23 protein-coding genes are annotated in these 23,872 nt (G+C 73.0%); 9 read left to right on the plus strand and 14 right to left on the minus strand.

The genetic code is table 11. From position 1 onward, the window contains the following. Positions 1-63: 63 nt before the first annotated feature. From AC3YO9_RS06840 to AC3YO9_RS06890, 11 genes are all read right to left on the minus strand, one after another. A complete protein-coding gene (locus tag AC3YO9_RS06840) occupies positions 64-567 on the minus strand; it encodes a nucleoside deaminase (RefSeq protein WP_489982618.1) in 504 nt (167 codons plus the stop codon). After that, complete coding sequence (locus tag AC3YO9_RS06845; RefSeq protein WP_489982619.1) at positions 564-3,272, minus strand: molybdopterin-dependent oxidoreductase; 2,709 nt, start codon at positions 3,270-3,272, stop codon at positions 564-566. The genes AC3YO9_RS06840 and AC3YO9_RS06845 overlap by 4 nt, the downstream gene beginning before the upstream one ends. Beyond that, positions 3,269-4,096 carry an FAD binding domain-containing protein gene (locus AC3YO9_RS06850; protein WP_489982620.1) on the minus strand — a complete coding sequence of 276 codons (828 nt, stop codon included), beginning with the start codon at positions 4,094-4,096 and terminating at the stop codon, positions 3,269-3,271. Before AC3YO9_RS06850 ends, AC3YO9_RS06845 begins: the two co-directional genes overlap by 4 nt. Positions 4,097-4,106: 10 nt before the next feature. Continuing rightward, a complete protein-coding gene (locus AC3YO9_RS06855) occupies positions 4,107-4,916 on the minus strand; it encodes a MurR/RpiR family transcriptional regulator (RefSeq protein WP_127783724.1) in 810 nt (269 codons plus the stop codon). Next, positions 4,913-6,187, minus strand: coding sequence for an allantoate amidohydrolase (locus AC3YO9_RS06860; protein WP_489982621.1), 1,275 nt, complete (start codon positions 6,185-6,187; stop codon positions 4,913-4,915). Before AC3YO9_RS06860 ends, AC3YO9_RS06855 begins: the two co-directional genes overlap by 4 nt. Next, positions 6,184-7,395 carry a pyridoxal-phosphate-dependent aminotransferase family protein gene (locus AC3YO9_RS06865; protein WP_489982622.1) on the minus strand — a complete coding sequence of 404 codons (1,212 nt, stop codon included), beginning with the start codon at positions 7,393-7,395 and terminating at the stop codon, positions 6,184-6,186. The genes AC3YO9_RS06860 and AC3YO9_RS06865 overlap by 4 nt, the downstream gene beginning before the upstream one ends. Beyond that, positions 7,392-8,762, minus strand: coding sequence for an allantoinase AllB (gene allB / locus AC3YO9_RS06870; RefSeq protein WP_489982623.1), 1,371 nt, complete (start codon positions 8,760-8,762; stop codon positions 7,392-7,394). Before allB ends, AC3YO9_RS06865 begins: the two co-directional genes overlap by 4 nt. After that, a complete protein-coding gene (gene pucL, locus AC3YO9_RS06875; protein ID WP_489982624.1) occupies positions 8,735-9,649 on the minus strand; it encodes a factor-independent urate hydroxylase in 915 nt (304 codons plus the stop codon). The genes allB and pucL overlap by 28 nt, the downstream gene beginning before the upstream one ends. Position 9,650: 1 nt before the next feature. Further along, positions 9,651-9,971 carry a hydroxyisourate hydrolase gene (uraH, locus tag AC3YO9_RS06880; protein ID WP_489982625.1) on the minus strand — a complete coding sequence of 107 codons (321 nt, stop codon included), beginning with the start codon at positions 9,969-9,971 and terminating at the stop codon, positions 9,651-9,653. Beyond that, a complete protein-coding gene (gene uraD / locus AC3YO9_RS06885; RefSeq protein ID WP_489982626.1) occupies positions 9,968-10,462 on the minus strand; it encodes a 2-oxo-4-hydroxy-4-carboxy-5-ureidoimidazoline decarboxylase in 495 nt (164 codons plus the stop codon). The genes uraH and uraD overlap by 4 nt, the downstream gene beginning before the upstream one ends. Before the next feature lie 72 nt (positions 10,463-10,534). Beyond that, the gene (locus AC3YO9_RS06890) at positions 10,535-12,031 is read right to left on the minus strand and encodes an amidase (protein WP_489982627.1); all 1,497 of its coding nucleotides are present in this window, start codon (positions 12,029-12,031) and stop codon (positions 10,535-10,537) included. Between the two features lie 89 nt (positions 12,032-12,120). Between AC3YO9_RS06890 and AC3YO9_RS06895 the strand changes: the two genes are divergently transcribed. From AC3YO9_RS06895 to AC3YO9_RS06905, 3 genes are all read left to right on the plus strand, one after another. After that, positions 12,121-12,993: an alpha/beta fold hydrolase gene (locus tag AC3YO9_RS06895; RefSeq protein WP_489982628.1), complete on the plus strand. Its 873-nt coding sequence runs from the start codon at positions 12,121-12,123 to the stop codon at positions 12,991-12,993. A gap of 92 nt (positions 12,994-13,085) precedes the next feature. Next, entirely contained in the window at positions 13,086-14,099 is a 1,014-nt protein-coding gene (gene glsA / locus AC3YO9_RS06900) for a glutaminase A (protein WP_241248937.1), read from the plus strand. Between the two features lie 38 nt (positions 14,100-14,137). Then, positions 14,138-15,157: an LLM class flavin-dependent oxidoreductase gene (locus AC3YO9_RS06905; protein WP_489982629.1), complete on the plus strand. Its 1,020-nt coding sequence runs from the start codon at positions 14,138-14,140 to the stop codon at positions 15,155-15,157. Positions 15,158-15,226: 69 nt separating this feature from the next. On the opposite strand, the gene AC3YO9_RS06910 is transcribed toward AC3YO9_RS06905, so the two are convergent. Then, positions 15,227-16,591, minus strand: a complete 1,365-nt coding sequence (locus tag AC3YO9_RS06910) for an MFS transporter (RefSeq protein WP_489983434.1) — start codon at positions 16,589-16,591, stop codon at positions 15,227-15,229. A gap of 215 nt (positions 16,592-16,806) precedes the next feature. Here AC3YO9_RS06910 and AC3YO9_RS06915 point away from each other — a divergent pair, with 215 nt between their 5' ends. After that, positions 16,807-17,259: a MarR family winged helix-turn-helix transcriptional regulator gene (locus tag AC3YO9_RS06915; protein WP_489982630.1), complete on the plus strand. Its 453-nt coding sequence runs from the start codon at positions 16,807-16,809 to the stop codon at positions 17,257-17,259. Positions 17,260-17,301: 42 nt separating this feature from the next. After that, a complete protein-coding gene (locus AC3YO9_RS06920) occupies positions 17,302-17,601 on the plus strand; it encodes a YciI family protein (protein ID WP_489982631.1) in 300 nt (99 codons plus the stop codon). A 626-nt stretch (positions 17,602-18,227) separates the two neighbouring features. Here the strand turns inward: AC3YO9_RS06920 and AC3YO9_RS06925 are convergent. After that, positions 18,228-18,629, minus strand: a complete 402-nt coding sequence (locus AC3YO9_RS06925; protein ID WP_489982632.1) for a substrate-binding domain-containing protein — start codon at positions 18,627-18,629, stop codon at positions 18,228-18,230. Between the two features lie 279 nt (positions 18,630-18,908). On the opposite strand from AC3YO9_RS06925, the gene AC3YO9_RS06930 reads away from it, so the two are divergent. The 3 genes from AC3YO9_RS06930 to AC3YO9_RS06940 are packed head-to-tail and all read left to right on the plus strand — an operon-like array spanning position 18,909 to position 21,720. Further along, the gene (locus tag AC3YO9_RS06930; protein WP_489982633.1) at positions 18,909-19,826 is read left to right on the plus strand and encodes an SDR family NAD(P)-dependent oxidoreductase; all 918 of its coding nucleotides are present in this window, start codon (positions 18,909-18,911) and stop codon (positions 19,824-19,826) included. Continuing rightward, complete coding sequence (locus AC3YO9_RS06935) at positions 19,823-20,719, plus strand: SDR family NAD(P)-dependent oxidoreductase (protein ID WP_489982634.1); 897 nt, start codon at positions 19,823-19,825, stop codon at positions 20,717-20,719. The genes AC3YO9_RS06930 and AC3YO9_RS06935 overlap by 4 nt, the downstream gene beginning before the upstream one ends. Beyond that, positions 20,716-21,720 carry an amidohydrolase family protein gene (locus tag AC3YO9_RS06940; protein WP_489982635.1) on the plus strand — a complete coding sequence of 335 codons (1,005 nt, stop codon included), beginning with the start codon at positions 20,716-20,718 and terminating at the stop codon, positions 21,718-21,720. Before AC3YO9_RS06935 ends, AC3YO9_RS06940 begins: the two co-directional genes overlap by 4 nt. A gap of 6 nt (positions 21,721-21,726) precedes the next feature. On the opposite strand, the gene AC3YO9_RS06945 is transcribed toward AC3YO9_RS06940, so the two are convergent. Next, complete coding sequence (locus AC3YO9_RS06945; RefSeq protein WP_489982636.1) at positions 21,727-22,521, minus strand: IclR family transcriptional regulator; 795 nt, start codon at positions 22,519-22,521, stop codon at positions 21,727-21,729. 133 nt (positions 22,522-22,654) lie between these two features. Between AC3YO9_RS06945 and AC3YO9_RS06950 the strand changes: the two genes are divergently transcribed. Beyond that, the gene (locus AC3YO9_RS06950; RefSeq protein ID WP_489982637.1) at positions 22,655-23,839 is read left to right on the plus strand and encodes an acyl-CoA dehydrogenase family protein; all 1,185 of its coding nucleotides are present in this window, start codon (positions 22,655-22,657) and stop codon (positions 23,837-23,839) included. The last annotated feature ends 33 nt before the right edge of the window (positions 23,840-23,872 follow it).

Raw genomic sequence — 23,872 nt, forward strand, 5'->3', positions numbered from 1 at the left:
AACCTGCGCGGCGCAGGTTTCGCGGGCGTTAAAACATTCGTTTCAGCACCGGACGACCGTTGCTCAGTAGTGCGTGCGGGCGACGTTGCTCAGCCAGGCGTCGAACGGGGCCACGGCGGTGGGGGTGCGCACCGCGTCCACGCGGGTGGGCCAGGTGGCGCGGTCCTGGGCGAACAGCTCGTAGAAGGCGCGGTCATCGAAGCCACCACGAGCGGCGTCGTCGCGGTCGGCGGCGTACACCACCCGGTCGACGCGCGCCCAGAGCGAGGCCGCCAGGCACAGCGGGCACGGCTCGCAGGAGGTGTAGAGAACGGCGCCGGTCAGCGCGAAGTCGCCCAGCCCGGCGCACGCGGCGCGGATGGCCTGCACCTCGGCGTGCGCGGTGGGGTCGTTGTCGCGGGTGACGCGGTTCTGGCCGGTGGCCAGCAGCTGCCCGTCCCGGACCACGAGCGCGCCGAAGGGTCCGCCGCCGGCGGCCACGTTGGCCACCGCCAGCTCCACGGCCTCGGCGAGCCAGCGCTGGTCGTGCTCGCTGGTGTCGGGCTGGCCGGTGGGGTAGATAGTCATGGGGTCTCCTCAGTGGTGAAACTGTCGTTGCGGGCCAGCCGCCAGAGACGGTCGCGGCTCATCGGGATCTCGTGGGGTCGCACGCCGAGGGCGTCGCGGACAGCGTTGGCCAGGGCCGGGGCGACGGGGTTGTACGGCGCCTCGCTCATCGACTTCGCCCCTCGTGGGCCGAGCACGTCGTAGGTGTCGGCGAAGAGCACCTCGGTGACAGGCACGTCACCCATCTGCGGCACCCGGTAGCTGCGGAAGGTGCGGGTGAGCACCTCGCCCTCGGCCAGCAGCATCTCCTCGTAGAGCGCGCTGCCGATGCCCTGCGCCACCCCGCCCTCCACCTGGCCGCGCAGCTGTTCGGGGTTGATCACCGTGCCGGCGTCGGCGGCCTGCACCGACTTGAGGATGCGGAGCTCGCCGGTGGCCGGGTTCACCGCCACCCGGAAGCCGTGCACGTTGAAGGCGACCGAGCGGCGGGCGCCGTCGTGGCTGCCGCGGGCGGTGAGCGGGGCGTGGAGCAGCTCGCACCAGGGGACGAGCGTGCCGTCGCTGCGGCGGACACCGTCCGGCTCGGTGCTCCCGCCGCCGGCGAGCTCCTCCAGCCGGGCCCGCAGGGCGGCGGCCGCCGCTGCCACCGCCACCCCGGCCACCACCGAGCCGGTGGAGCCGTAGGCGCCGGTGTCGTAGCCGACGTGGTCGGTGTCGGAGGCGCGCAGCCGCACCCGGTCGGTGCTGGTGCGCAGCTCCTCGGCGACGAGCTGCACGTGCACGGTGGCCGTGCCGTTGCCGAACTCGGCCGTGCCGCACGCGATGGTGACCGACCCGTCGGGGTCGATGGTCACCGACGCCTCGGCGTGGTGCCCGCGCGGGGGGATGGTGGCGATCATCGACAGCGCAATGCCCTCGCCGGTGCGCCACCCCCGGGGTGCCGGCTCACCGTCGCCGCCGGCCAGCGCCTTCTCCACCAGGTCCAGGCACTGGTCGGCGCCGTAGCTGCCGTACTCCAGGTCGTCGCCCGGCGGGCCGTTGACCACGAAGGCGTCACCGGGAACCACCACGTTGCGCCGCCGGATCTCGGTGGCCGACAGCCCGACCTCGCGGGCCAGCTCGTCCATCGCCGACTCGATCGCGAAGATCACCTGGCCCAGCCCGTAGCCGCGGAACGCCCCGGAGGGCACGTTGTTGGTGTAGACCGCCTCGGCGTCCACCCGCTTGTTGGGGCAGCGGTAGACCGCCACCGACTCGTGGCAGCCGTGGAACATCACGCCGGGGGCGTGGTTGCCGTAGGCACCAGTGTCGCTGAGCACGTCCACCGTCATGGCGGTCAGCACGCCGTCGGCGTCGGCGCCCAGCGTCACGCTCACCCGCATGGGGTGCCGGCACGGGACTGAGGTGAACTGCTCCTCGCGGGTGAGCTCCAGCTGCACCGGCTGCCCCAGCGCCAGCACGGCGCGGGCCACGACGTCCTCGACGAGCATCTCCTGCTTGCCGCCGAAGCCCCCGCCGACGCGGGCGGCGATCACCCGCACCCGCTCCGGCGGCAGGCCGAGGACGTGCGCGAGCTCGTCGCGGACCAGGAACGGCACCTGGGTGCTGGTGCGGATCACCAGGCGGCCGTCGTCGTCCAGCCAGCCGCGGGCGCCGTGGGTCTCCAGCGAGGCGTGCGTGACGCGGGCGGTGCGCCAGGTGCCGGACACCGTCGCGGCGGCGCCGGCCAGCCCGGCGGCGACGTCGCCGACCTCGCCGTGGGTCTGGGCGACGACGTTGCGGCCGGGCTCGGCGATGCGGGCGACGTCTGGGTCCTTGTCGCCGTGCAGCAGCGGGGCCCCGGGTGAGCGCGCCAGCTCGGGGTCGACGACGGCGGGCAGCAGCTGGTAGTCCACGCCGATCAGCCCGACTGCCTGCTCGGCCAGGGCCACCGAGTCCGCCACCACGGCGGCGATGCGCTGCCCGCGGAAGCGCACGACGTCGTCGAGCATGCGGGTGTCGTCGGGGTCGTCCAGGCGGTCCTGGTGGCGGCCGGTGGAGTAGAGCACGTCGGGGGCGTCGCGGTGGGTCAGCACGAGGTGGACCCCGGGCAGCGCCTCGGCCCGGGAGGTGTCGATGCTGGTGATCCGGGCGTGGGCGTGCGGGCTGGTGAGCAGCCGCATGTGCAGCACGCCGGCGTCGGGCAGGTCCAGCGTGTACGGCTCGGTGCCGGTGACGACGCGGGCACCGGCCGGCGCCGGCACGGAGCGGCCGAACGCCGCCGGGCCGGTGGCGTGGGTGTTGCCGCGGCCGGCGAGGGCGTCGCGGATGGAGCGGTACCCGGTGCAGCGGCACAGGTTGCCCTTGAACAACCGGCCCAGCTCCTGGTCGTCGGCGTGCACGTGCCCGTCGGCGTCGGCGAGCGCGGCGGCGGTGACCACGTAGCCGGCGGTGCAGAAGCCGCACTGGAAGCCACCGGCCGCGGTGAAGCAGCGCTGGACCGGGTGCAGCTGGTCCGGGGTGCCGAGCCCGGCCGCGGTGGTGACCTCGCGGCCCTCGCCGCGGACCGCCGGGTAGACGCAGGAGTGCACGGGTGTGCCGTCGACCAGCACCGAGCACGCCCCGCAGTCGCCGGCGTCGCAGCCCTTCTTGACGCTGAGCTCGCCCTGCTCGCGCAGGAAGGTGCGCAGGCACTGGCCCGGGCGGGGCTCGGCCGCCACCGGGGAACCGTTCACCGACATGGTCATGACGCCAGCTCCTCGCAGATCTCCGTGGCCAGGGTGGTGGTGACCGCCCGGCGCCAGTCCGCGGCGCCGTGGGCGTCGGCGTACCAGCAGTCGACGGTGCCCAGCGCACGCTCGAGCTCGCCGTCGGCAGGGACGCCGGCAAAGCGCAGCTGCACCGGTCGGCGGGTGGCCGCGGTGACCGTGAGCGTGGTGGCGCCGTCGGCGTCGCTCCGACCGATCACCAGCGCGGAGGAGCGACCGAGCGGGGCCAGCCCGATCCGGCGGAACGCGGTGCGGCTGTGCAGGTGCGCCAGCGGGACGTCGACGGCGCGCAGCACCTCACCCGGTTGCAGGGAGGAGCGGCCGGCGTCCCGGACGAACGACGCCACCGCCTCGCGCCGCGCGCCGCCGTCGGGGGTCCACACCAGCACCTCGGCGTCCAGGGCACTGGCCAGCGAGATCATCGCCCCGGCGGGCAGTGCCAGGCAGAGGTTGCCGCCCACGGTGGCCACCGACTGGATCTTGAAGGACATGAGGAACGCCTCGGCGCAGCTGCGGACCAGGCCCGCCGCGGCGCCCAGGACCTCCGCCGGTGCCGCCGCCAGCTCGGCCACCGTGCAGGTGGCGCCGATCCGCAACACCCTGGGCACCTCGGGACCCAGCTCCTCGGGAGGCAGCTCCCAGGCGGGCCAGCCCAGCGTGGTGAGGTCCACCAGGCCAGTGGTGGCGGGCTGCGGCTCGGAGAACAGCCAGGAGCCGCCGCCGAGCAGCGCCTCGCCGGGGCTGAGCCGCAGGTCGTCGCGGTGGGTGGCGCGGCGGTAGCCGGTCACGGTGTTCAGGTCCATCAGGCGGCCCTCACCGTTCGACCTCGACGAGCCGGTCGTAGGTCCGGCTGATGGCGGTGACCCGGGCGCTGCCCGGGCGGCCCAGCTCGGAGAGCACGCCGTCGGCGAGCACGCTGACCAGGCTCATCGCGGCGGCGTAGCTGTCGAAGGCGAGCAGTCCCTGCACCGGGCACTCCAGCCAGGTGCTGGCCGCGGCGGCGTGCTCGATTCCGGTGGGGTCGGCGATCAGCACCACCGTGGCGCCGGTGGCGGCGGCCTCGCGCAGGAACGCGCCGAACCCGGCCGGACGGCGGCGAAAGCCCATCACCAGCACGGCGTCGCCGGCGGCGAGGTCGGCGAGCTCCTCGCCCATCACCTGCCCCGGCAGCGGGGCCAGGCGCACGTCGCCGCGGGCGTGGGCCAGCTGCTGGCGCAGGTGCAGGGCCACCGGGTGGCTGTTGCGCCAGCCCACCACGGTCACCCGGCGGGCGGCGGCGAGGAGCCGGACCACCTCGTCCACGCCGGGCTGGGCGATGGTGCGCTGCACCGCCCGGTGCTCCTGGGTGGCGTGGGCGGCGAGGTCGGGGGTGCCGTCCACGCGGTGCGGCTCGCCGGGGGTCCGCAGGCTGCGCAGGTGGTCGCGCACCTCGTCGAAGTCGGCGTAGCCCAGGCTGCGGAACAGCCGGCTCATGGTGGCCTTGGAGACTCCGGCCAGGGCGGCGAGCTCGGAGGCGCGGTAGGTGGCGAGGTCGTCCAGGTGCTCGAGCAGGGACGCCGCGGCCTTGCGCTCCTGGGGGGACAGCTCGCCGTGGTGCTGGGCGATGCGCTCGTCGATCCTCACTGGACCACCCCCTGCTGTGTCTCGGCCACGCCCGCGTCCAGGCGGGCGGCGACGGCGAGCACGGCCTGCTCCAGGGCGTCGATGCCGTGGGCGACGTCGTCCTCGCGGACGTCCTCGGCCGGGTGGTGGCTGATGCCGTCGTGGCAGCGCAGGAACAGCATCGCCACGTCGGTGGTGGCGGCCAGCACCATCGCGTCGTGGCCCGCCCGGCTCCACAGGCCCAGCGGCTGCGAGTCACCGGTGGAGCGGATCCCGGCGACCACCGCCTGCTGCAGCCACTCCGCACACGGAGCGGCGGGGGCGCAGTGCGTCTCGACCACCTCCAGCCCCAGCCCGCGGCGCTGACAGATCGCCGCGATCTCGGTGTGCAGCACCGCCCACATGGCGTCACGCTCGGCGTCGGTGGCGGCGCGCAGGTCGAGGCTGAGCTCGGCGCGGCCGGCGATGACGTTGACCGCCCCGGGCTGCACCTCCACCCGGCCGACCGTGGCGATGCACTCCGAGGCGCGGGCGATGCGTTCGATGGTGGTGATCACCTCGCTGGCCCCGGCCAGGGCGTCGCGGCGGCGGGGGTACGGCGTGCCGCCGGCGTGCCGGGCCTGCCCGAGCACGGTGACGGTGAAGCGCCGCGCCCCGGCGATGGTGGTGACGTAGCCGAGCGCGGTGTCCGCCTCCTCCAGGTAGGGGCCCTGCTCGATGTGCGCCTCCAGGTAGCCGACGAGCTCCTCCGGCCGCCGGGTGGCCTCGGCCAACCGGTGCGGGTCCAGGCCGAACTGCTGGAACGCCTCGTGCAGCGTGGTGCCGTCGCGGTCGCGCAGCGCCCAGAACGACTCCTCCCAGCCGCCGGCCACGGCCCGGCTGCCCAGCAGCGCGGTGCCAAAGCGGGTGCCCTCCTCGTCGCTGAACCCGATCACCTCGAGCGCGAACGGCAGCTCGTGCGCCCGGTCGCGGAGCCGCTCGGCCACGGCGATGGCCATCACCACGCCGAGCATCCCGTCGTAGCTGCCGGCGTCGGGCACGGTGTCCAGGTGCGAGCCGAGCAGCAGGGCGGGCATCCCGGCCCGGCGACCCTCGACGCGTCCGCACTGGTTGCCGGCGGCGTCCTGCCACGTGCGCAGCCCGGCCTCCTGCATCCAGCGGGCGGCCAGCGCGTTGGCGCCGGCGTGCTCCGGCGACAGGTAGACCCGCTCGAGCGCCCCGCCCTGGGCGGAGAACTGGTTCAGCTCGGCGCAGCGGGCGATCACCTCGGCGGCACTGGTGCGCGCGCTCATCCGGCGTACACCTCCCGGGCCGCGCCGACGCCCCCGCCGGCGGTGACCGCCGCACCGCAGGCCCGCAGCACCTGCTCCAGGGCGGCCAGGGTGGTGAGCACCGCGTCGCGGCGGGCGTTGTAGCCCATGGTGCCGATCCGCCAGACCCGGCCGTGCAGCGGCCCGAACGACGTCCCGATCTCGATGCCGAAGTCCGCCAGCAGCGCTGCCCGCAGCCCCTCGCCGTCCACGCCGTCGGGGATCTCCACCGCCACGACGTTGTTCATCTTGTGCGCCAGGTCGCCGAAGACGCCCAGGCCCAGGCCCTGGACGCCGGCGAGCATGGCCGCCCCGTGCAGCCGGTGGCGCTCGACGGCGTTGTCGATGCCCTCCGCCACCAGCAGCCGGGCGCACTCGCGGGCGCCGTAGAGCATGGTGGTGGCCTCGGTGTGGTGGTTGAGCCGCCGCGGGCCCCAGTAGTCCATGACCATGGCCAGGTCGAAGTAGTTCGACTGGATCCGCCGGCCCCGGGGCTGGTCGCCGGCGTCCCGGATGCCCGCCTCCACGTGCCTGCGGGCCTCGATCACCGCCACCGCGCGCGGGGAGAGGGTGGTGGGTGCGCTGCCCGAGGGCCCGCCCAGGCACTTCTGCAGACCGGCCGTGGTGACGTCCACGCCCCAGGCGTCGGCGGGGTAGGGGTTGCCGCCCAGGGAGGCGGTGGCGTCGCAGTAGAGCAGCACGTCGTGGCGACGGCAGATCTCGCCGAGGTCGGCCAGCGGCTGGCACATGGTGGTGGAGGTGTCGCCCTGCACCACGGCCAGCAGCTTGGGCCGCACGGCGAGCACCGCCTCCTCCACCTGCTCCGGGCGGAAGACCTCGCCCCAGGGCACGGTGATGGTGTGCACCTCGGCGCCGCAGCGCTCCGCGATCTCCACCAGCAGGTGGCCGAAGCGGCCGAGCACCGGCACCAGCACCCGGTCGCCCGGCTCCAGCACGGAGACCAGCGCCGCCTCGATGCCGGCCCGAGAGGTGCCGTCGACCAGGAACGTCTGCTCGTTGCGCGTGCTGAACACCTCGCGGTAGAGCTCCATGGTCTCGTTCATCAGGTCCGTCATCGCGGGGTCGTACTGCCCGACGAGCTGGGCCGACATCGCACGCAGCACCCGGGGATCGGCCGTGCTCGGGCCGGGGCCCATCAGCAGCCGCGGCGGCGGGTTGATCTGGTTCATGACGGCCTTCCTGGCGGGCGGGTGAGCAGGCGGCCACGGGAGTGATCAGGGCTTGCCGCGACCACGGCGCCGGCGACCACGGTGTGCACGACGGAGCCGGCGTAGCGCAGCCCGTCGTAGGCCGAGAGGGGGTTGCGGTGGGCGAGGCGGTCCACGTCCACGTGCAGCTCGGTGGCGGTGTCGTAGACCGCGAGGTCGGCGTCGGCGCCCGGGGCGATGCGTCCCTTGCCGCCGAGGCCGACCAGCTCGGCGGTGCTGCGCGACATCCAGCGGCTCACCTCGGCCAGCCCGATGCCGCGCTGGCGGGCCTCGTGGGCCACGGCGGTGAACCCCACCTGCAGGCCGGACACCCCGCCCCAGGCCTGCTGCAGGTCACCGTCGCCGCGGAGCTTCTCCTGCGCGGTGGCGGGGGAGTGGTCGCTGACCACGACGTCGATCACGCCGTCGCACAGGGCTTGCCACAGCTGCTCGCGGTTGCCGGCGTCGCGGATCGGCGGACAGCACTTGAACTGCGGTGCGGCGTCGGGAATGGCCTCGGCGGTGAAGCAGAGGTAGTGCGGGCAGGTCTCCACGGTGATGGGCAGGCCCTCGGCGCGGGCGTCGGCGAGCAGGTCCAGGGCGCGGGCGCTGGACAGGTGCAGCACGTGCACCCGGGCGCCGGTGCGGCGGGCGCCGTCGATCACCCGGGCGATGGCGGTGGTCTCGGCGGTATCCGGGCGGGAGAGCAGGAAGTCGGCGTAGGCGCGGCTGGGTACGGCCGGGGCGGCGTCGAGCACCGCGGCGTCCTCGGCGTGCACCACCATGAGCGCGTCGATCCGGGCCACCTCGGTGAGGGCGGCGGTGAAGTCGGCGGGCGACAGCGGCGGGAACTCCTCGACGCCCGACGGCGACAGGAAGCACTTGAAGCCCAGCACCCCGGCGTCCCACAGCGGCTCGAGGTGGGCCAGGTTGCCGGGGACCGCGCCGCCCCAGAACGCCACGTCCACCGCGAGCTGACCGGCTGCGGCCTGCTGCTTGGCTCGCAGGTGCGCCACGGTGGTGGTGGGCGGCAGGGAGTTCAGCGGCATGTCGACGAGGGTGGTGACGCCGCCGAGCGCAGCTGCGGTGGTGGCGGAGGTGAACCCCTCCCACTCGGTGCGGCCGGGCTCGTTGACGTGCACGTGGGTGTCCACCACGCCGGGCAGCACGTAGGCGGTGTCGGGTGCGTCCAGGACGGTGCCGCTCAGCTGGTGGTCGAAGGGCGCGACGGTGCTGATGGTGCCGTCGGTGATGGTCACCGTGGCCGGGACGAACGCGCCGTCGACGAGGACGTGCCGTGCGCGGACGGCGTCGACGAGCATCAGCAGAACCCGGCGATGGTCGCCCATGCCCGTGGCTCCTCGGCGGCGCCCTCGCGCTGGACGGTCGCCTGGATCAGCCCGTAGGGGCGGTCGGCGGCGAAGAACACCTCGCCGGGGTTGTCCATGTCGAACGGCGCCAGGTCGACGAGGAAGTGGTGCTTGTTGGGGCAGGACAGCTTGACCTCGGCGATGCCCGGGAAGCGGGTGAGGATCGCCTTGCCCACCTCGAAGATGGTCTGCTGCAGGGCCAGGGAGTGCACGCTCGCGAAGGTCTCCAGCAGCGTGGCACGGACGGCGTCGTAGCAGGCGTTGAAGTCGTCGCTGTCCATCGAGGCCGGGTCGGTGTAGCGCCACCACGCCGTCACCGACGTGGCGAGGATCCGGTCGTCGGTCTCCCCGAGCGTGGTGAACCGGTCACGCGGGAAGCCGTGGAACTCCGACCCGGTGGACTTCAGGACGGTGCAGTCCTTGAGGCCGGCCACCACGAAGGTCTCGTCCCCGTCGCGCTGCACCACCGCGGTGCGCACCTCCTGGCCGGCCCGGACGAAGGCGTGGTCGTGGGGCGCACCGTCGGCGACGATCCGGCTCCAGCTGTGCTGCTCGGCCTCCCACCGCCCGCCGTCGACCCACTCGAAGCTGTCCACGAAGTGGCCGCCCAGGGTCAGCAGGAACTGCTCGGGCGAGCCGATGCCGTGCTCCCGGGCGAAGGCGTACACGGTGTTCTTCTGGGTGTCGGTGGCCACCACCTGGCTGTTGTCGCCGTCGGTGTGGCAAGCCACGAAGTCCCCGCGCAGCTGGGCGGTGACGGTCAGGTCCTCGATCTGGTGCACCTCGGTGTCCCGAGTGATGCGCACGAGGCGGCACTCCGCCTTGCCGTACTGGTTCGCGCCCAAGATCACGTCGCCGTTGGCCACGTCAGCTCCCTTTGTAGGTGGTGTAGGCGAACGGGCTCAGCAGCAGGGCCACGTGGTGGTGCTGCTGGCCCGCAGGCACGGTGAAGGTGAGGCGGACCTCGGGGAAGAAGGTGTCGCGCCCGGCTGCGGCGAACCACGGGCCGGTGGCGAAGGTGAGGGAGTGCGGGCCCGCGCCGAGGTCGGCGGGGAAGCGGACCCGGCCGTCGGCGTCGGTCACCGCCTCGGCGAGGGTGCCCTCCGCGGAGTCCCGCAGCGTCACCGGCAGGCCGGCCGCGGGGACGCCGAGGGCGGCGTCGAGGGCGTGCGTGGAGCAGGTGCTCATGTGAACAGCCCTTCTAGGCGCAGGACGGCGATCTCGGCGAGCTGGCCGGCGGTCACCGCCAGCTCGGTCTCCGGGTCGTGGGTCAGCCGCTCCTCGAGCAGCGCGAGGATGTCCTCGGCGCTGCGCCCGGCGGCGCGGACGAGGTAGATCCGGTCGAAGGTCTCCTCGTAGCGGCGGTTGCCCTCGGCGAGCCGACGCGCGAGGTCGGCATCGTCACCGTCCACAGTGGACTGTTCGCGCCGCGACATCGCCGCGCTGGCACCGTCGCCGGAGGGCCGCTCACCGATGCGGGGATGGTCGGCCAGCGCTGCCTGCACCTCCGCGCCGGTCCAGGTGGCGGCCTGGGCGGCCGCGCAGGCGCTGAGCTCGGCCACGCTGGCGTACGGGCGCCCCGTCACCAGCGCCTGCACCCAGCTGTCGATGGCGGCGCACGGGCGGACGGTGGCGCTCGCCGCCGCCGCGCTCATGGTGTTGAAGTCCTCGATCTGCACGTCGCCTCCTTCGGCTGCCGTTGACGTTAGGCAGCGTTTGTGAAGGGGACGGAAACGCTCGTTTCGGCGGCGTTACGGTTGTGCCAGCTCGCACGTCAGCGCCAACAGGTCCCGGTCGCGGCCAGGGGCGGCCACCAGGCAGACCCCGCACGGCAGCCCGCCGGAGGTGGTCACCGGCAGCGACACCGCCGGCAGACCGCCGATGCCGGCCAGGCAGGTGAGCTGCATGGTGGCGTCGCGCACCGCCTGCAGCCCCTCGCCGATCCGGGGCGCCACCGAGGAGGTGGCGGGCAGCACGAGCACCCGATCACCCACGAAGTCTCTGATGGTCGCCCGCGCCGCGGCGACCGTGCTCGCTGCCTGCTCCGCCTGCTCGAGCGTCACCCGGGAGGCGGCCTCGAAGCGCCCACGCACGTCGGGGTCCATCGCCTCGGCGTGCGTGCCGACCCAGCCACCGTGGCTGCGCCACGCCTCGTGCGCCTGCAGGGTCTGGAACGCCGCGAGCCAGGTGGGCAGCTGGGCGAGGTCCCAGTCCTCGGTGGACACGTCGTGCGCTCCGACCCAGCGGCGCACGGCGTCGGCGACGTCGGGCTGGGCGAGGGCCACCAGCTGCGGGACGACGACCAGCGCAGTGCGGCTGGGGGGAGCGGCCGGGGGCAGCAGCGCCTCGCCCACGCGGGCGAGCAGGGCGGCGTCGCGGGCCAGCCAGCCGACGGTGTCGAAGGACGGGGCCAGCGGCAGCACCCCGTCGAGGGGCACGGCACCGTGGGTGCTGCGCAGCCCGAAGAGTCCCTGGTAGGACGCCGGCACGCGGATCGACCCGCCAGTGTCGGTGCCCAGCCCGATGCTCGCGTGGCCGAGGGAGACCGCGCTGGCCGAGCCCGAGGTGGAGCCGCCGGAGATCCGGTGCGGCGCCCGCGGGTTCGGCGGGGTGCCGAAGTGGGCGTTGGTCCCGGCCAGGCTGTAGGCGAGCTCGTCGGTGCGGGCGATGCCGCGGACGTCGGCACCGGCGTCGAGCAGCCGGGCGACGGCGGTGGCGTGCGCGGGCTCCGGCGTCGCCGCGGCCTCCCAGGCCGGGTTGCCGGCGCCGACGCGGTGGCCCGCGACGGCGAAGAGGTCCTTGACCGCGACGCTCTCCCCGGTGAGCGGGCCGGTGTGGGGGGCGTGGACCAGCGGGTCACCGACGACGCGCCACACCCGAGTGTCCAGCGCTGGCGCCGGGAGGGAGACGTGGGCGGCGGTGACCGCCCAGCGGCCGTCGGCGCGCCGCCACAGCTGTGTCTGCTGGCCCCGCCCGCCCCGGGCGAGCTCGGTGACGGCGACGACGAGCGCGTGGTCGTCAGCGACGGTCTGCACGTGGGCCTGCACGATCCGCCGGCGCGGGGCGCCGCCACGGGCGCCGCGGAACGCGCTGATCTGCTCGTGGCCGACCAGCAGCCCGTTGGCGTCACCACGCAGGGTGTTGGGGCCGGGGGCGAAGAGCCGGTCGAGGGCGTCGAGGTCGTTGGCCATCAGCGCGCGCTCGTAGGCCCAGAACGCGTCCATCAGCCCTGCGGGCGGGTGGGTCATGGCTGCGGACGCTACGGAACGATTGTTTCGGCCGTGTTCCATTGTGCGAGAGAGGCGTGCCCCCCTTTCGACCCGCATAGGGTGCTGGAGTGCGCGAGCTCGAGGTTCAGCTGGGTCGTCGGACGGTGCTGGTGCGCGACACCGGCCCCAGCGGCGCGTCGCCGATCGTCTACTTCCACGGCACGCCGGGGTCGCGGTTGGACCTCCGCTTTGGGGACGCGGTGGCCGCGTCCCTGGGGGTCCGGGTGGTCAGCTTCGACCGCCCGGGTTACGGCCGCTCCTCGCCCGCCCCGTACAGCCTCACCAGCATCGCGCGCGACGTCGCCGCAGTGGCGGACACGCTGGACCTGGACCGGTTCGCCACGCTGGGCTGGTCCGGCGGTGGACCCTTCGCGCTGGCTGCTGCCGCCGTGCTGGGCGAGCGGGTGACCCGCGTCGGCGTGGCCGGTGGCCTCGCCCCGCCGCAGCTGATGCCCGGTGGCACGGCTGCCTTCACCGACAACGATCGCCTGGCGCTGTCCTTCCTGCCGGACGAGCCCGAACGTGCCGCAGCGCAGCTCCTCGTCGGTGGAGCGGAGATGCTGCGCGGACTGCTGTCGGTGCGGGACGACGAGGCTGCGCCGTGGATCGACTGGATGTGGGGCGAGACCGACCCGGAGGTGATCGCCGCCCCGGCGCTCCGGGCGAACCTCTTCCTGCTGCTGCACGAGGGCCTGCGTCAGGGTCCGGAGGGCATCGCCTGGGACAACGTCGCCTGGTGTGGTCCGTGGGGCGTCGACCTGGCGGCGGTCCGGTGCCCCGTCCACCTCTGGTACGGCGACCGAGACGAGATGGTGCCCCTCGCCAACGGGTCGTGGCTGCAGGAGCACCTGCCCAGCGCCGAGCTGGTGGTCTGCGGTGGGGAAGGGCACCTGGTGCCGATGCGGCACTGGCGGGAGATGGCGAGCACCCTCGCGGGCTAGACCCGGGTCGCGAGAGAGGCGCCCGCGCCGCTGGTGGATACGCTGGGCGGGTCCGCTGATCGCGGTGTCACCAAACCTGCACAGGAGTGTCCGTGGAGCAGCTCAGCGACATGAACGTGGAGGGCGTCGACCAGGCGGTCTCCACCGGTGACCTGCCCCGGCGGACGCGGGTGGCGTCGCTGGTCGCCGAGGCGCACGAGCGCTACCGGGACCACGCCGAGGGTGCCGTCGCTGACTACATCCCGATCCTGGCGGAGGCGGACCCGTGGCTGTTCGGCGTGTGCATCGCCCAGGTGGACGGTGCCATCCACGCCGCAGGCGACGTCAGCCACCAGTTCTCCATCCAGTCGATCTCCAAGGCCTTCGTCTACGCCCTCGTCGCCGACGCCCTCGGGCACGAGATCATCCGCAAGACGGTGGGCGTGAACAACACCGGCCTGGCCTTCAACTCGGTGATGGCGATCGAGCTGAACAACGGTCACCCGATGAACCCGATGGTCAACGCCGGCGCCCTGGCGACCACCGCCCTCATGCCCGGCGAGGACGCTGACCAGCAGTGGGCGGCGATCCAGGACGGGCTGTCCCGCTTCGCCGGCCGACGCCTGGAGCTGGACCAGCAGGTGTACGACTCCGAGGCGCGCACCCACCAGCGCAACCGGGCCATCGCCCGGCTGCTGGAGAGCTACGGACGCCTGGAGCTGGACCCGCTCGAGGTGGTCGACACCTACACCAAGCAGTGCGCGCTGCTGGTCAGCGCCCGCGACCTCGCCATCATGGGGGGCACCCTCGCCCACGGCGGCGTCAACCCGGTGACCGGCGAGCGCGTGGTGTCCGCCGACGTCTGCCGCGACACCCTCGCGGTGATGGCGGCCAGCGGGATGTACGAGCAGTCCGGCGAGTGGCTCTTCGAGATCGGGCTGCCGGGCAAGTCGGGGGTCAGCGGCGGCATCGTCACCATCGCCCCGGGCAAGGGCGCCCTCGGCGTCTTCTCGCCGCCGCTGGACTCGGCCGGCAACAGCGTCCGCGGGCAGCGGGCCACCGCCTATCTCTCCCGAGCGCTGGGGCTGAACATCTTCGCGTCCGAGGACCCGGCCGACGCGAGCTAGCCGGGAAGCCTCACCGCCCGTACGACGTTGTGCGGGGCATGAAGAACATCGGGTTCCTGTCCTTTGGTCACTGGACGCCCTCGCCACAGTCGCAGACCCGCTCCGCCGCCGACGCGCTGCTGCAGTCGATCGACCTGGCGGTGGCGGCGGAGGAGATCGGCGTGGACGGCGCGTACTTCCGGGTGCACCACTTCGCCCGCCAGCTGGCGTCACCGTTCCCGCTGCTCGCCGCGATCGGGGCCCGCACCAGCCGCATCGAGATCGGCACCGGCGTCATCGACATGCGCTACGAGAACCCGCTGTACATGAGCGAGGACGCCGGCGCGGCCGACCTCATCGCCGGCGGCCGGCTGCAGCTGGGCATCAGCCGGGGATCGCCGGAGCAGGTGATCGAGGGTTACCGCTACTTCGGCCACGCCCCGGCCGAGGGCTCCGACGACGCCGACATGGCCCGCGAGCACACCCGGATCTTCCTGCAGACCCTGGACGGCGAGGGCTTCGCCCAGCCCAACCCGCGGCCGATGTTCCCCAACCCGCCGGGGCTGCTGCGGCTGGAGCCGCACTCGCCTGGTCTGCGCGAGCGCATCTGGTGGGGCGCGGGCACCCGCAAGACCGCGGAGTGGACGGCCAAGCAGGGCATGAACCTGATGAGCTCCACGCTGCTCACCGAGGACACCGGCGTGCCGTTCCACGAGCTGCAGGCCGAGCAGATCCAGCGCTTCCGGGACGCCTGGAAGGTCGCCGGCCACCAGTGGGAGCCGCGAGTCTCGGTCAGCCGCAGCATCTTCCCGGTGGTCACCGACACCGACCGCGCCTACTTCGGCCGCGAGTCCGGCAGCCAGGACCAGGTCGGCCACCTCGAGGGCGGGGTGGCCCGGTTCGGCAAGACCTACGCGGGCGAGCCGGAGCGGCTGGTGGCGGAGCTGGCCCAGGACGAGGCCGTGGCCGCGGCGGACACCCTGCTGCTCACCATCCCGAACCAGCTGGGCGTGGACTACAACGTGCACGTGCTGGAGACGGTGCTGCGCGACCTGGCACCCGCCCTCGGCTGGCGCTGAGAAACACAGACCGGCCCCGTCGAGCGACCTGAGGTCGCCCGGCGGGGCCGGTGTGGTGAGCGGGAGCGGCTAGCGGGCGACCGCCACCGGCTCGTCGTGCTCGATGTGGTCCTCCGCCGCCAGGCTGGCGCGCTTGGGGATGGCCAGCGCGATGACCGCGGCCACCGCGGCCACTCCGGCCCCGATGAGCAGGCCGGTCTGGAACCCGGCCTCGCTGGGCAGCGCGCGCCCGCCGAAGTCGGTGGTCATCTGCGCCAGCACCACGCCGACCACCGCGGCCGAGACCGAGGTGCCGATGGAGCGCATCAGCGTGTTGAAGCTGTTGGCCGACCCGGTCTCCGACAGCGGGACCGAGCCCATGATCAGGGCAGGCATGGCGCCGTAGGCCATGCCGACGCCGCCGCTGATGATGCACACCGAGATCAGCAGGCCCCAGGTGGTGCCCATCATCAGCACGGCGCTGACGTAGCCGATCGCGACTACCGCGGAGCCCAGCGCCAGGGTGATCTTGGGTCCGCGCAGGTGGGACAGCTTCGCGCCCAGCGGGGAGATGGCCATCATCATGAAGCCACCCGGCAGCATCCACAGACCCATGTTCACCATGCTCTGGCCCAGGCCGTAGCCGGTCTCCCTGGGCAGCTGCAGCAGCTGCGGGATGATCAGCGACTGGGCGTACATCGCGAAGCCGATGACCACCGAGGCGAGGTTGGTCAGCAGCACCACGGGGCGGGCGGTGACGCGCAGGTCGACCAGCGGGTCGGAGCTGCGCAGCTCGAACCAGCCCCACGCCAGCAGCACGACCACTGCGGCGACCAGCAGGCCGATGGTGTTGGCGCTGTCCCAGCCCCAGTCGCCACCCTTGGAGACGCCGAGCAGCAGGCACACCAGGCCGATGCCCAGCCCGATCGCGCCCACCGGGTCGAACCGCCCGCCACCGGTGACCGGGGTGGTGGGGACGAACTTGAAGATCAGCACCGCGACCAGCGCGGCGAGGGCGGTGGCGCCCCAGAAGAGCACCCGCCAGCTGGTGTGCTCGGCCACTGCGGCCGAGATCGGCAGGCCCAGTGCGCCACCGACGCCCATGGAGGCACTCATCAGGGCGATGGACGAGCCGAGCTTCTCGCGGGGCAGCACGTCGCGCATGGCGCTGATGCCGAGCGGGATCAGGCCCATGCCGGCGCCCTGCAGGCCGCGACCGATGATCATCGGCAGGACCGCGGAGGAGAGTGCGCAGATCACCGAGCCCACCACCAGCGAGCCGGAGCAGATCAGCATGATCCGGCGCTTGCCGTAGAGGTCGCCGAGCCGGCCGCTGACCGGGGTGCAGACCGCGGCGGTCAGCAGCGTCGCGGTGATCACCCAGTAGGCGTTCGACGTGGAGGTGTGCAGCAGCGTGGGCAGGTCGCCGATGAGCGGGACCACCAGGGTCTGCATGATGGCCGCGGTGATGCCGGCGACGGCAAGCACCACGACGATCGCGTTCGAGTGGACGGGAGGCGTCGGGGCCGAGCGCGCCGAAGCGGGAGCGGAGTTGGCAGTAGGCACGAGCGGGGACTCTACTCGTTCGTATGCATCATGCATATCTCGCGCGCGTTACGATCTGCGGAGTGCAAAGATCTCCCCAAGCTGTGGTCAGAGAGGCTGGACGGGTGACGGACCCGGTCGAGGCGATCGAGCTCGAGACGATGATTCTCGGGCGCTACGTGCTGCAGCAGGCGCGCGGCGGCGCCGCCCAGGGGCAGCTCGACCGCAGCGCCTACCTGCTGCTGAGCCGGCTCGAGGCTGAGGGGCCGATGTCGATCGGCCAGCTCAGCGACGCCTTCGGCCTGGACTCCTCCACCCTGAACCGGCAGACGGCGGCCATGGTCCGCTCGGGCGTCGCCGAGCGGATCCCGGACCCCGACGGCGGCCTGGCCCGCAAGTTCCGGGTGACCGAGCTCGGCCGGCAACGCCTGGCGGTGGTGCGCGACGCCAACGTCGCGGGCCTGCGCCAGGTGATGGAGGACTGGTCCGCGGAGGACGTGGAGCTGCTGGGGACGATGCTGCGCCGGTTCAACCGCGACATCGCCGATCGCGACGGGCGGCCCTGGCCCCGAGCCTGACCCGGCACCGGCACCGATTGCCCGCGGGTACATTGCCGAGGTGTGTTCCTCCTCGAGCTGACCTACGTGGCCCCGACCGACCAGGTGGACACCGTCCGCGCCGAGCACATGGCCTGGGTGGACGCCCAGTTCCAGACCGGGGTGTTCCTGCTGTCCGGCCGCAAGCACGCGCTGGACGGTGGGGTGATCCTGGCGGCCGGCGACGACCGCGCCGCGGTCGAGGCGCTCGTCGCCAGCGACCCCTTCACCGTGGCCGGCGTCGCCGAGTACCGGGTCACCCAGTTCAGCGCCTCCCGGGCCGCCCCGAGCCTGCAGGCCGTGCTGGACCCGCCGACCGCCTAGCCCTTTTTGTCCTCCGTCCTAATACCCGCCAATGGCGAAACCGGACCATGGCACCGTGGCGCAACCACGCTGCGCGCATGTGGACACCGGCGGGTGCGTGCTGCCTCTCCCCGATGCCGAAGTGTCGTCTGCTCCAGAATGGCTTTCTCTCGGGGAGCAGGCCCTAGGCTGGTCGCGATCAACGCGCCTTCCGATCGGCAGCAGCGCACCGTCTTTCATGTCAAGAAGGGCCACCGTAATGGCAGAAAGAACGTCCGGCACGAGCGCCGCCGCAGCCACGTTTAAGACGCCTCAGGCGGATTCTTAGCATGGACCGCAGTTCGGTGGCTCGAATAGTGGGTTCAGCGGTCGCAATCGTGTTTGGTGCAGGCTCGCTCGTCCTAGGTTTGACTGGGAGTGGCCTATCTGACCTGAGCACCGCGGACGTTGTCGGTATCCTACTTGTAGTTATGGCAGTGGCTTCGTGTGTCCGCATCATAGTGTTGGAAGTCAGGAAGAATCGACGTTAGCTCGCCCCATGGGGAGCTACCGTGGTCGGCGCCGGAAAGCGGGTCTCATGCCACGGCCCCATCGGGGCAGCGCTGCTGGCGCCGCGACGACCGCAGCGCTCAACACCGTGGGATGGGTCAGGTCGCTGAGCTGAAAGACTTGCGGCACTGCGCCACCATCTCACGTACCGCGGCGGTGGGGTCCGGCCTCCACACCAGGGCCAGCACGGCGCTGACCGGGTTGTCGCTGATCGGCAGCGCATGCAGGCGGTCTTGGTAGCTGGCCGCCATGGAGGTGCTGAGGATCCCGACCCCCAAGCCCTGTGCGGCCAGGTCGGCAATGGCGTCGGCGGCCGCGGCCTGCAGGCTGACGTGCAGACGCACCCCACGGGTCGCAGCCGCCCCGTTGAGCACGGCCCGCAGCCCAGTGCCCACCGGCATGCTCAGCAGCCGGTGCTCCGCCAGCTGCGCGAGGGTGACGCTGGCGTGGAAGCGGCCCAGGGCGTCGAACAGCGGCGTGACGGTGCAGCCGTTGACCATGAGGACGCGGTGCTGGCCTACCCGCCGGGTGCGCAGACGGTGGGCTGAGCGAGGATCCGCGACCTGTGGGCCGGGGTGCTGGCGCAGCGGCCGTACTTCGAGCCTGAGCCGCCGCTGCCCAGCCTGGTCAGCGGCGACCTGGCGCTGACCTCGACCCCGCCCAAGGACGGTGCCGGCGCTCGGGCTCCGGCGGCGGGTTCCCACCCCACGGGAACCAGCCGCCACCGCCCCCTGACGGTGGATACGTTCGAGGCTCCACGAGGAACAGGAGCGCGCGGCATGAGCACAATCGCGATCGTCACCGGGGCCAGCAGGGGAATCGGCCGGGCCATGGCCCGCCGGCTCGCCGCGGAGGGAATCGCCGTGGCCGCGGTGTCGCGCACGCTGCGACCCGGCGACGGCAACCTGGAGGGCTCGCTGGAGGAGACCGTCGCCCTGATCCGCGCGGACGGCGGCACCGCGGAGCCGTTCGTGGTCGACCTGGGCGCCCCGGAGCTCGACCGCGCGGCGCTGGTGGCCGAGATCAGCGCCACGATGGGCGGACCGGTGGACATCCTGATCAACAACGCGGCCGCGGCTCGCCGCTACGAGACGCTGTTCGTGGACATGCCTCGCGAGTGGTTCCAGGACTCCGTGGAGACCAACGTGTGGAACACCTGGGACCTGATGAAGGCCGTCATCCCCGGCATGCGTGCCCAGGGCGCCGGGTGGATCCTGAACATCTCCTCCCGCCAGTCCGGTCCCCGGGTGGGCCCACCGTTCGCGCCGCACCCGCTGGCCGGCTCGGTGCTCTACGGCGGCACCAAGGCGATGATCGACCGGCTCACCACCGGCGCGGCCATGGAGCTCTACGACGACCACATCGCCGTCAACGCCCTCGCCCCCAACCGCGGGGTGGCCACCGCGCACGCCGCCGCGGCGGTGCCGGGCTGGCCGTCGGAGCCGGAGGAGACCATGGCCGAGGCGGCGCTAGTGCTGTGCACCGCCGACCCCGCCGAGATGACCGGCCGGGTGGCCTACAGCCTGCCGCTGCTCAAGGAGCTCAACCGCCCGGTGCGCACCCTCGACGGCACGCAGCTGCTGCCGGGCTGGCAGCCCGAGGACCTGGACGAGGGCGGCTTCCTGCCCGACTACCTGCGCTTCAACCCGGCACCGCCGGTGCCCGAGGGGCTGTTGTCCGCGAAGGTCTCCGGGTGATCGCCGATCTGCTCGGACTCGCCGGGCGCACCGCGCTGGTGACCGGCGGGGGCAACGGCATCGCCCGCGCCACCTGCCTGCAGCTGGCCGAGGCCGGCTGCGACGTCGCGGTGGTCGACCTGGACCTGGCCGCCGCCGAGGGCACTGCGGCCGAGGTGCGGGCGCTCGGTCGGCGCGCGGTGGCGATCGCCCGCGACCTCACCGACCGCGCCGCGCCGCGGTCGATGGTCGCCGAGGCGGTGGACGCCCTGGGGCCGATCTCGGTGGCGGTGAACGTCTGCGGCGGCACGGCCGGGGTGAACAAGCCGTTCCTGGACCTGGACGTGGCCGACTGGCAGCGGCCGATGGACCTGAACCTGGTGTCCACCTTCCTGTCCTGCCAGGCGGAGGCGATCGCCATGGTGCAGGCCGGGCTAGCCGGCGCCATCGTCAACGTGGGCTCCAGCAGCGGGATGACCGCCGCGCCCAACCTCGCCGCCTACGGAGCGGCCAACGCGGGGATCATCCACTTCACCAAGACCGCCGCCGTCGAGCTCGCCCCGTACGGTATCCGGGTCAACTGCCTGGTGCCGGGCACGCACTGGAGCAAGAAGACCCGCGAGCACGCCACCAGCCCGGACTCCCCGCCGCAGGTGCGCCAGTTCTTCGCCGACGCGGCCACGGCAACCCCGCTGGGTCGCCTGGGTGAGCCGGCAGACAGCGCCGGGGTGGCGCTGTTCCTGGCCTCGCAGCTGTCCGCCTACCTGACCGGGCACTCCGTGGTGTCCGACGGCGGGATCCTGCACACCACCGCCCGGCCGGCCTTCGGCGGGCAGCAGGTGCCGGAGGCGATCCGGTCCTGGGTGGACGGGTCAGCACGGGCCACCGGCCCACACGAGGGGACATCCGCATGAGCGAGCTGCCGATCATCGACATGCACACCCACGTGCAGCGCGACGACGCGCACGGGCACGAGATGCGCGACTACTTCCTCACCCCGCACCTGGTGAAGCCCGGGGCGCCGAACCTCGGCACCCTCCCCGAGCTGCTGGAGATGATGGACCAGGTGGGCATCAGCGCGATGAACATGCTGATGTTCACCTGGAGCGGGCGCTACCTCCGGCACGGCACCTACGTGCTGCCCGACGACGCCGCCGAGCGCGACCGCGCCAGCGCCGAGCTGCGCGCGCGGGTGACCCGCCGCGTCAGCGACAACAACACCTGGGCGTCGACGATCGCGGCGGAGAACCCCCGGGTGGGCTACTTCGCCGGGGTGAACCCGGTGGTGATGGGCGCCGAGGGGGCCGTGCAGGAGGTGGTGGCCCAGCGCGAGCGCGGGGCTCTCGGGGTGAAGCTGGTGCCCTCGGACATGGGCGTGCCGGGGGAGGACCCCGTGCTGTTCCCGCTCTACGACTACTGCGTGGAGCAGGGCATCCCGGTGCTCACCGAGACGGGCGGGCACAGCCCGCACAGCGCACCCGCGGGGTTCGCCGGCGCGCTGGCCGCGTTTCCCCAGCTGCAGCTGGTCTTCGCCCACTGCGGACACGACCGGGAGCTGGGCCACGGCCTGGACGAGCAGGTGCTGGAGCTGGCGGCGCGCTACGACGGGGTGCACGGCGACACCTCGCTGCGGCTGCACGAGGTGGCCGACGGCACCGTGGCGCCGGAGGAGATGGTCGCCTTCCTGCGCAAGATCGGCACCGAGCGGGTGATGTTCGGGACCAACTACGTCTTCTCCGACCTGCTGCCCGAGCGGCCGGGCCACCGCCCGGCACCCGAGCACGTCGACCCCCGGTTCACCCAGGTGTGGAAGTCGGTGGACGTGCTCCAGACGCTGCCGCTCTCCGACACCGAGCGCCTCGCCCTGGCGTCGGGCAACTTCACCCGCCTGACGGGGTTCGCCCCGCCCCGCTGACCCTCGCTATCGCGCTGCGGCCCCGGCCCAGTCGGGATAGAGGTTGCGGGAGATGGAGCGGGCCACCCGGTGCACCAGCGGTGCGATCCGGCTGGCCGGCAGCTCCCCGCGGGCGGCGACCGACACGGCGGCCACCAGGCCCCGCGGTCCCAGCACGGGCACGGCCAGCGAGCTGATGCCGCTGGTGCGCGACGCCGCGGTCATGGCCGCCACCCCCTGGCGTCGCCGGATGTCGGAGAGCTGCCGGTGCAGCGTGTCCATGCTGGCCCCGGCCGGGTAGGAGCCGGCCAGGGCACGGTCCACCTGCTCCGGGGTCAGGCACGCCAGCATCGCCCGCCCGCTGACGGTGTCGGGGGCGAGGATCCGCGCTCCCACCCGGGACGGCACCGATGCTGCAGCCGCACCACCGATCTTGTCCAGGTAGCGCACCACCGCGCCCTCCAGCACCGACAGGTGCACCACCGTGCGGGTGGCCAGCTGCAGCTCGGTGAGCGCGGCGCTGCCGGCCGCCCGGATCTCCTCGTAGCTGGAGTGCTGCGTGCTGAGCAGGGCGGTGCGCGGACCGAGCGAGTAGCCCTCGCCCTCGTGCTCGATCCACTGCAGGTCGACCAGCTGGCCGAGCAGGCGGAACGCCGTGGACCGGGGCAGCCCGGTGATCTGCCCGACCTGCTCCAGCTTCAGCCGGCCGGGTGCTTCGGTGAACGCGTCGAGGATGCGGATGACGCGTTCCACCACACCGCCCCGCGAGCCCCGTTCCGGGTCCTCGGTGAGCGCAGCAGGGGCGTCGGCAGTGACGGTCATGGCGGTCCTTTCCACGTCGCGGAAGCGATAGTTGACCAAACGCACGTATTAGTGCTGGAGTGACTGTAGTCACGTCAGGTGACCGGTGTCACGTGCCACCTCATCAACGAAGTTCCTGCTCAGGAGGAAACCCATGCACCTCGCGGAGACGACCGAGCAGGCGCAGCTGCGCGCCGAGCTGCGCGACTACTTCGCCGAGGTGATGACCCCGCAGATCCGGCACGACCTGCGGGAGAGCCACTACGCACCCGGCACCACCGAGGCCTACCGCGCCGTCATCCGTCGCCTCGGAGCAGACGGCTGGCTGGGCATCGGGTGGCCGCGCGACATCGGCGGGCAGGGGCTGTCCATGGTGGAGCAGGCGATCTTCAGCGACGAGGCGGCGCTGGCCGACGTGCCTACCCCGCTGCTCACCATCAACAGCGTGGGACCCGCGATCGCCGCCTACGGCACCGCCGAGCAGCGTGAGACCCTGCTGCCGGCCATCCTCCGCGGCGAGCTGCACTTCGCCATCGGCTACTCCGAGCCCGGCGCCGGCACCGACCTCGCGGCCCTGCAGACCCGGGCGGTGCGCGACGGCGACTCCTACGTCATCAACGGGCAGAAGCTGTGGACCGGGATGATGGAGGCCGCCGACTACATCTGGCTGGCCGTGCGCACCGACACCGGCGCCGCCAAGCATGCCGGCGTCTCCGTGCTGCTGGTGCCGCGGCACGCCCAGGGCATCTCCTCCACCCGGTTGGACACCCTCGGTGGGCACTCCGTGGCCGCGGTCGGCTTCGACGACGTGCGGGTGCCGCTGGAGGCCTGCATCGGCGGGGAGAACAACGGCTGGCGGGTGATCACCGGCCAGCTCAACTCCGAGCGGGTCGCGCTGGTCTCCTCGGCGCCGGTCGAGCGGGCGCTGGCGCAGGTCACCGCGTGGGCCCAGCACGCCCACCGCAGCGACGGCACCGCCGTCATCGACCAGCCCTGGGTGCGCACGCACCTGGCCCGCGTGCGCGCCGACGTGGAGTTCCTCCGGCTGCTCAACGCCAAGCTGGCCACCGAGGTGGACGCCGGCCAGCTGAAGGCGGCCGACGCCTCGGCGGCCAAGGTGTTCGGCTCCGAGCTGTTCGGTCGCTCGCGCCTGCTGCTCAACGAGGTGGTGGGGCTGGACGTGGGCCTGGACGCCGACTCGCCCGGACACGTCGCCGGTGGCGTGCTGGCCAAGGCAGCCAGCCACTCCAACGTCATGACCTTCATCGGCGGGGTCAACGAGATCCAGCGCGACATCGTCGCCCAGATGGGCCTGGGCCTGCCCCGCAGCAAGCGCTGACCAGCCCCGAGAGCTGTGCAGCCAAACCCGAAC

The organism is Rhodococcus sp. Z6_132, assembly GCF_058133635.1.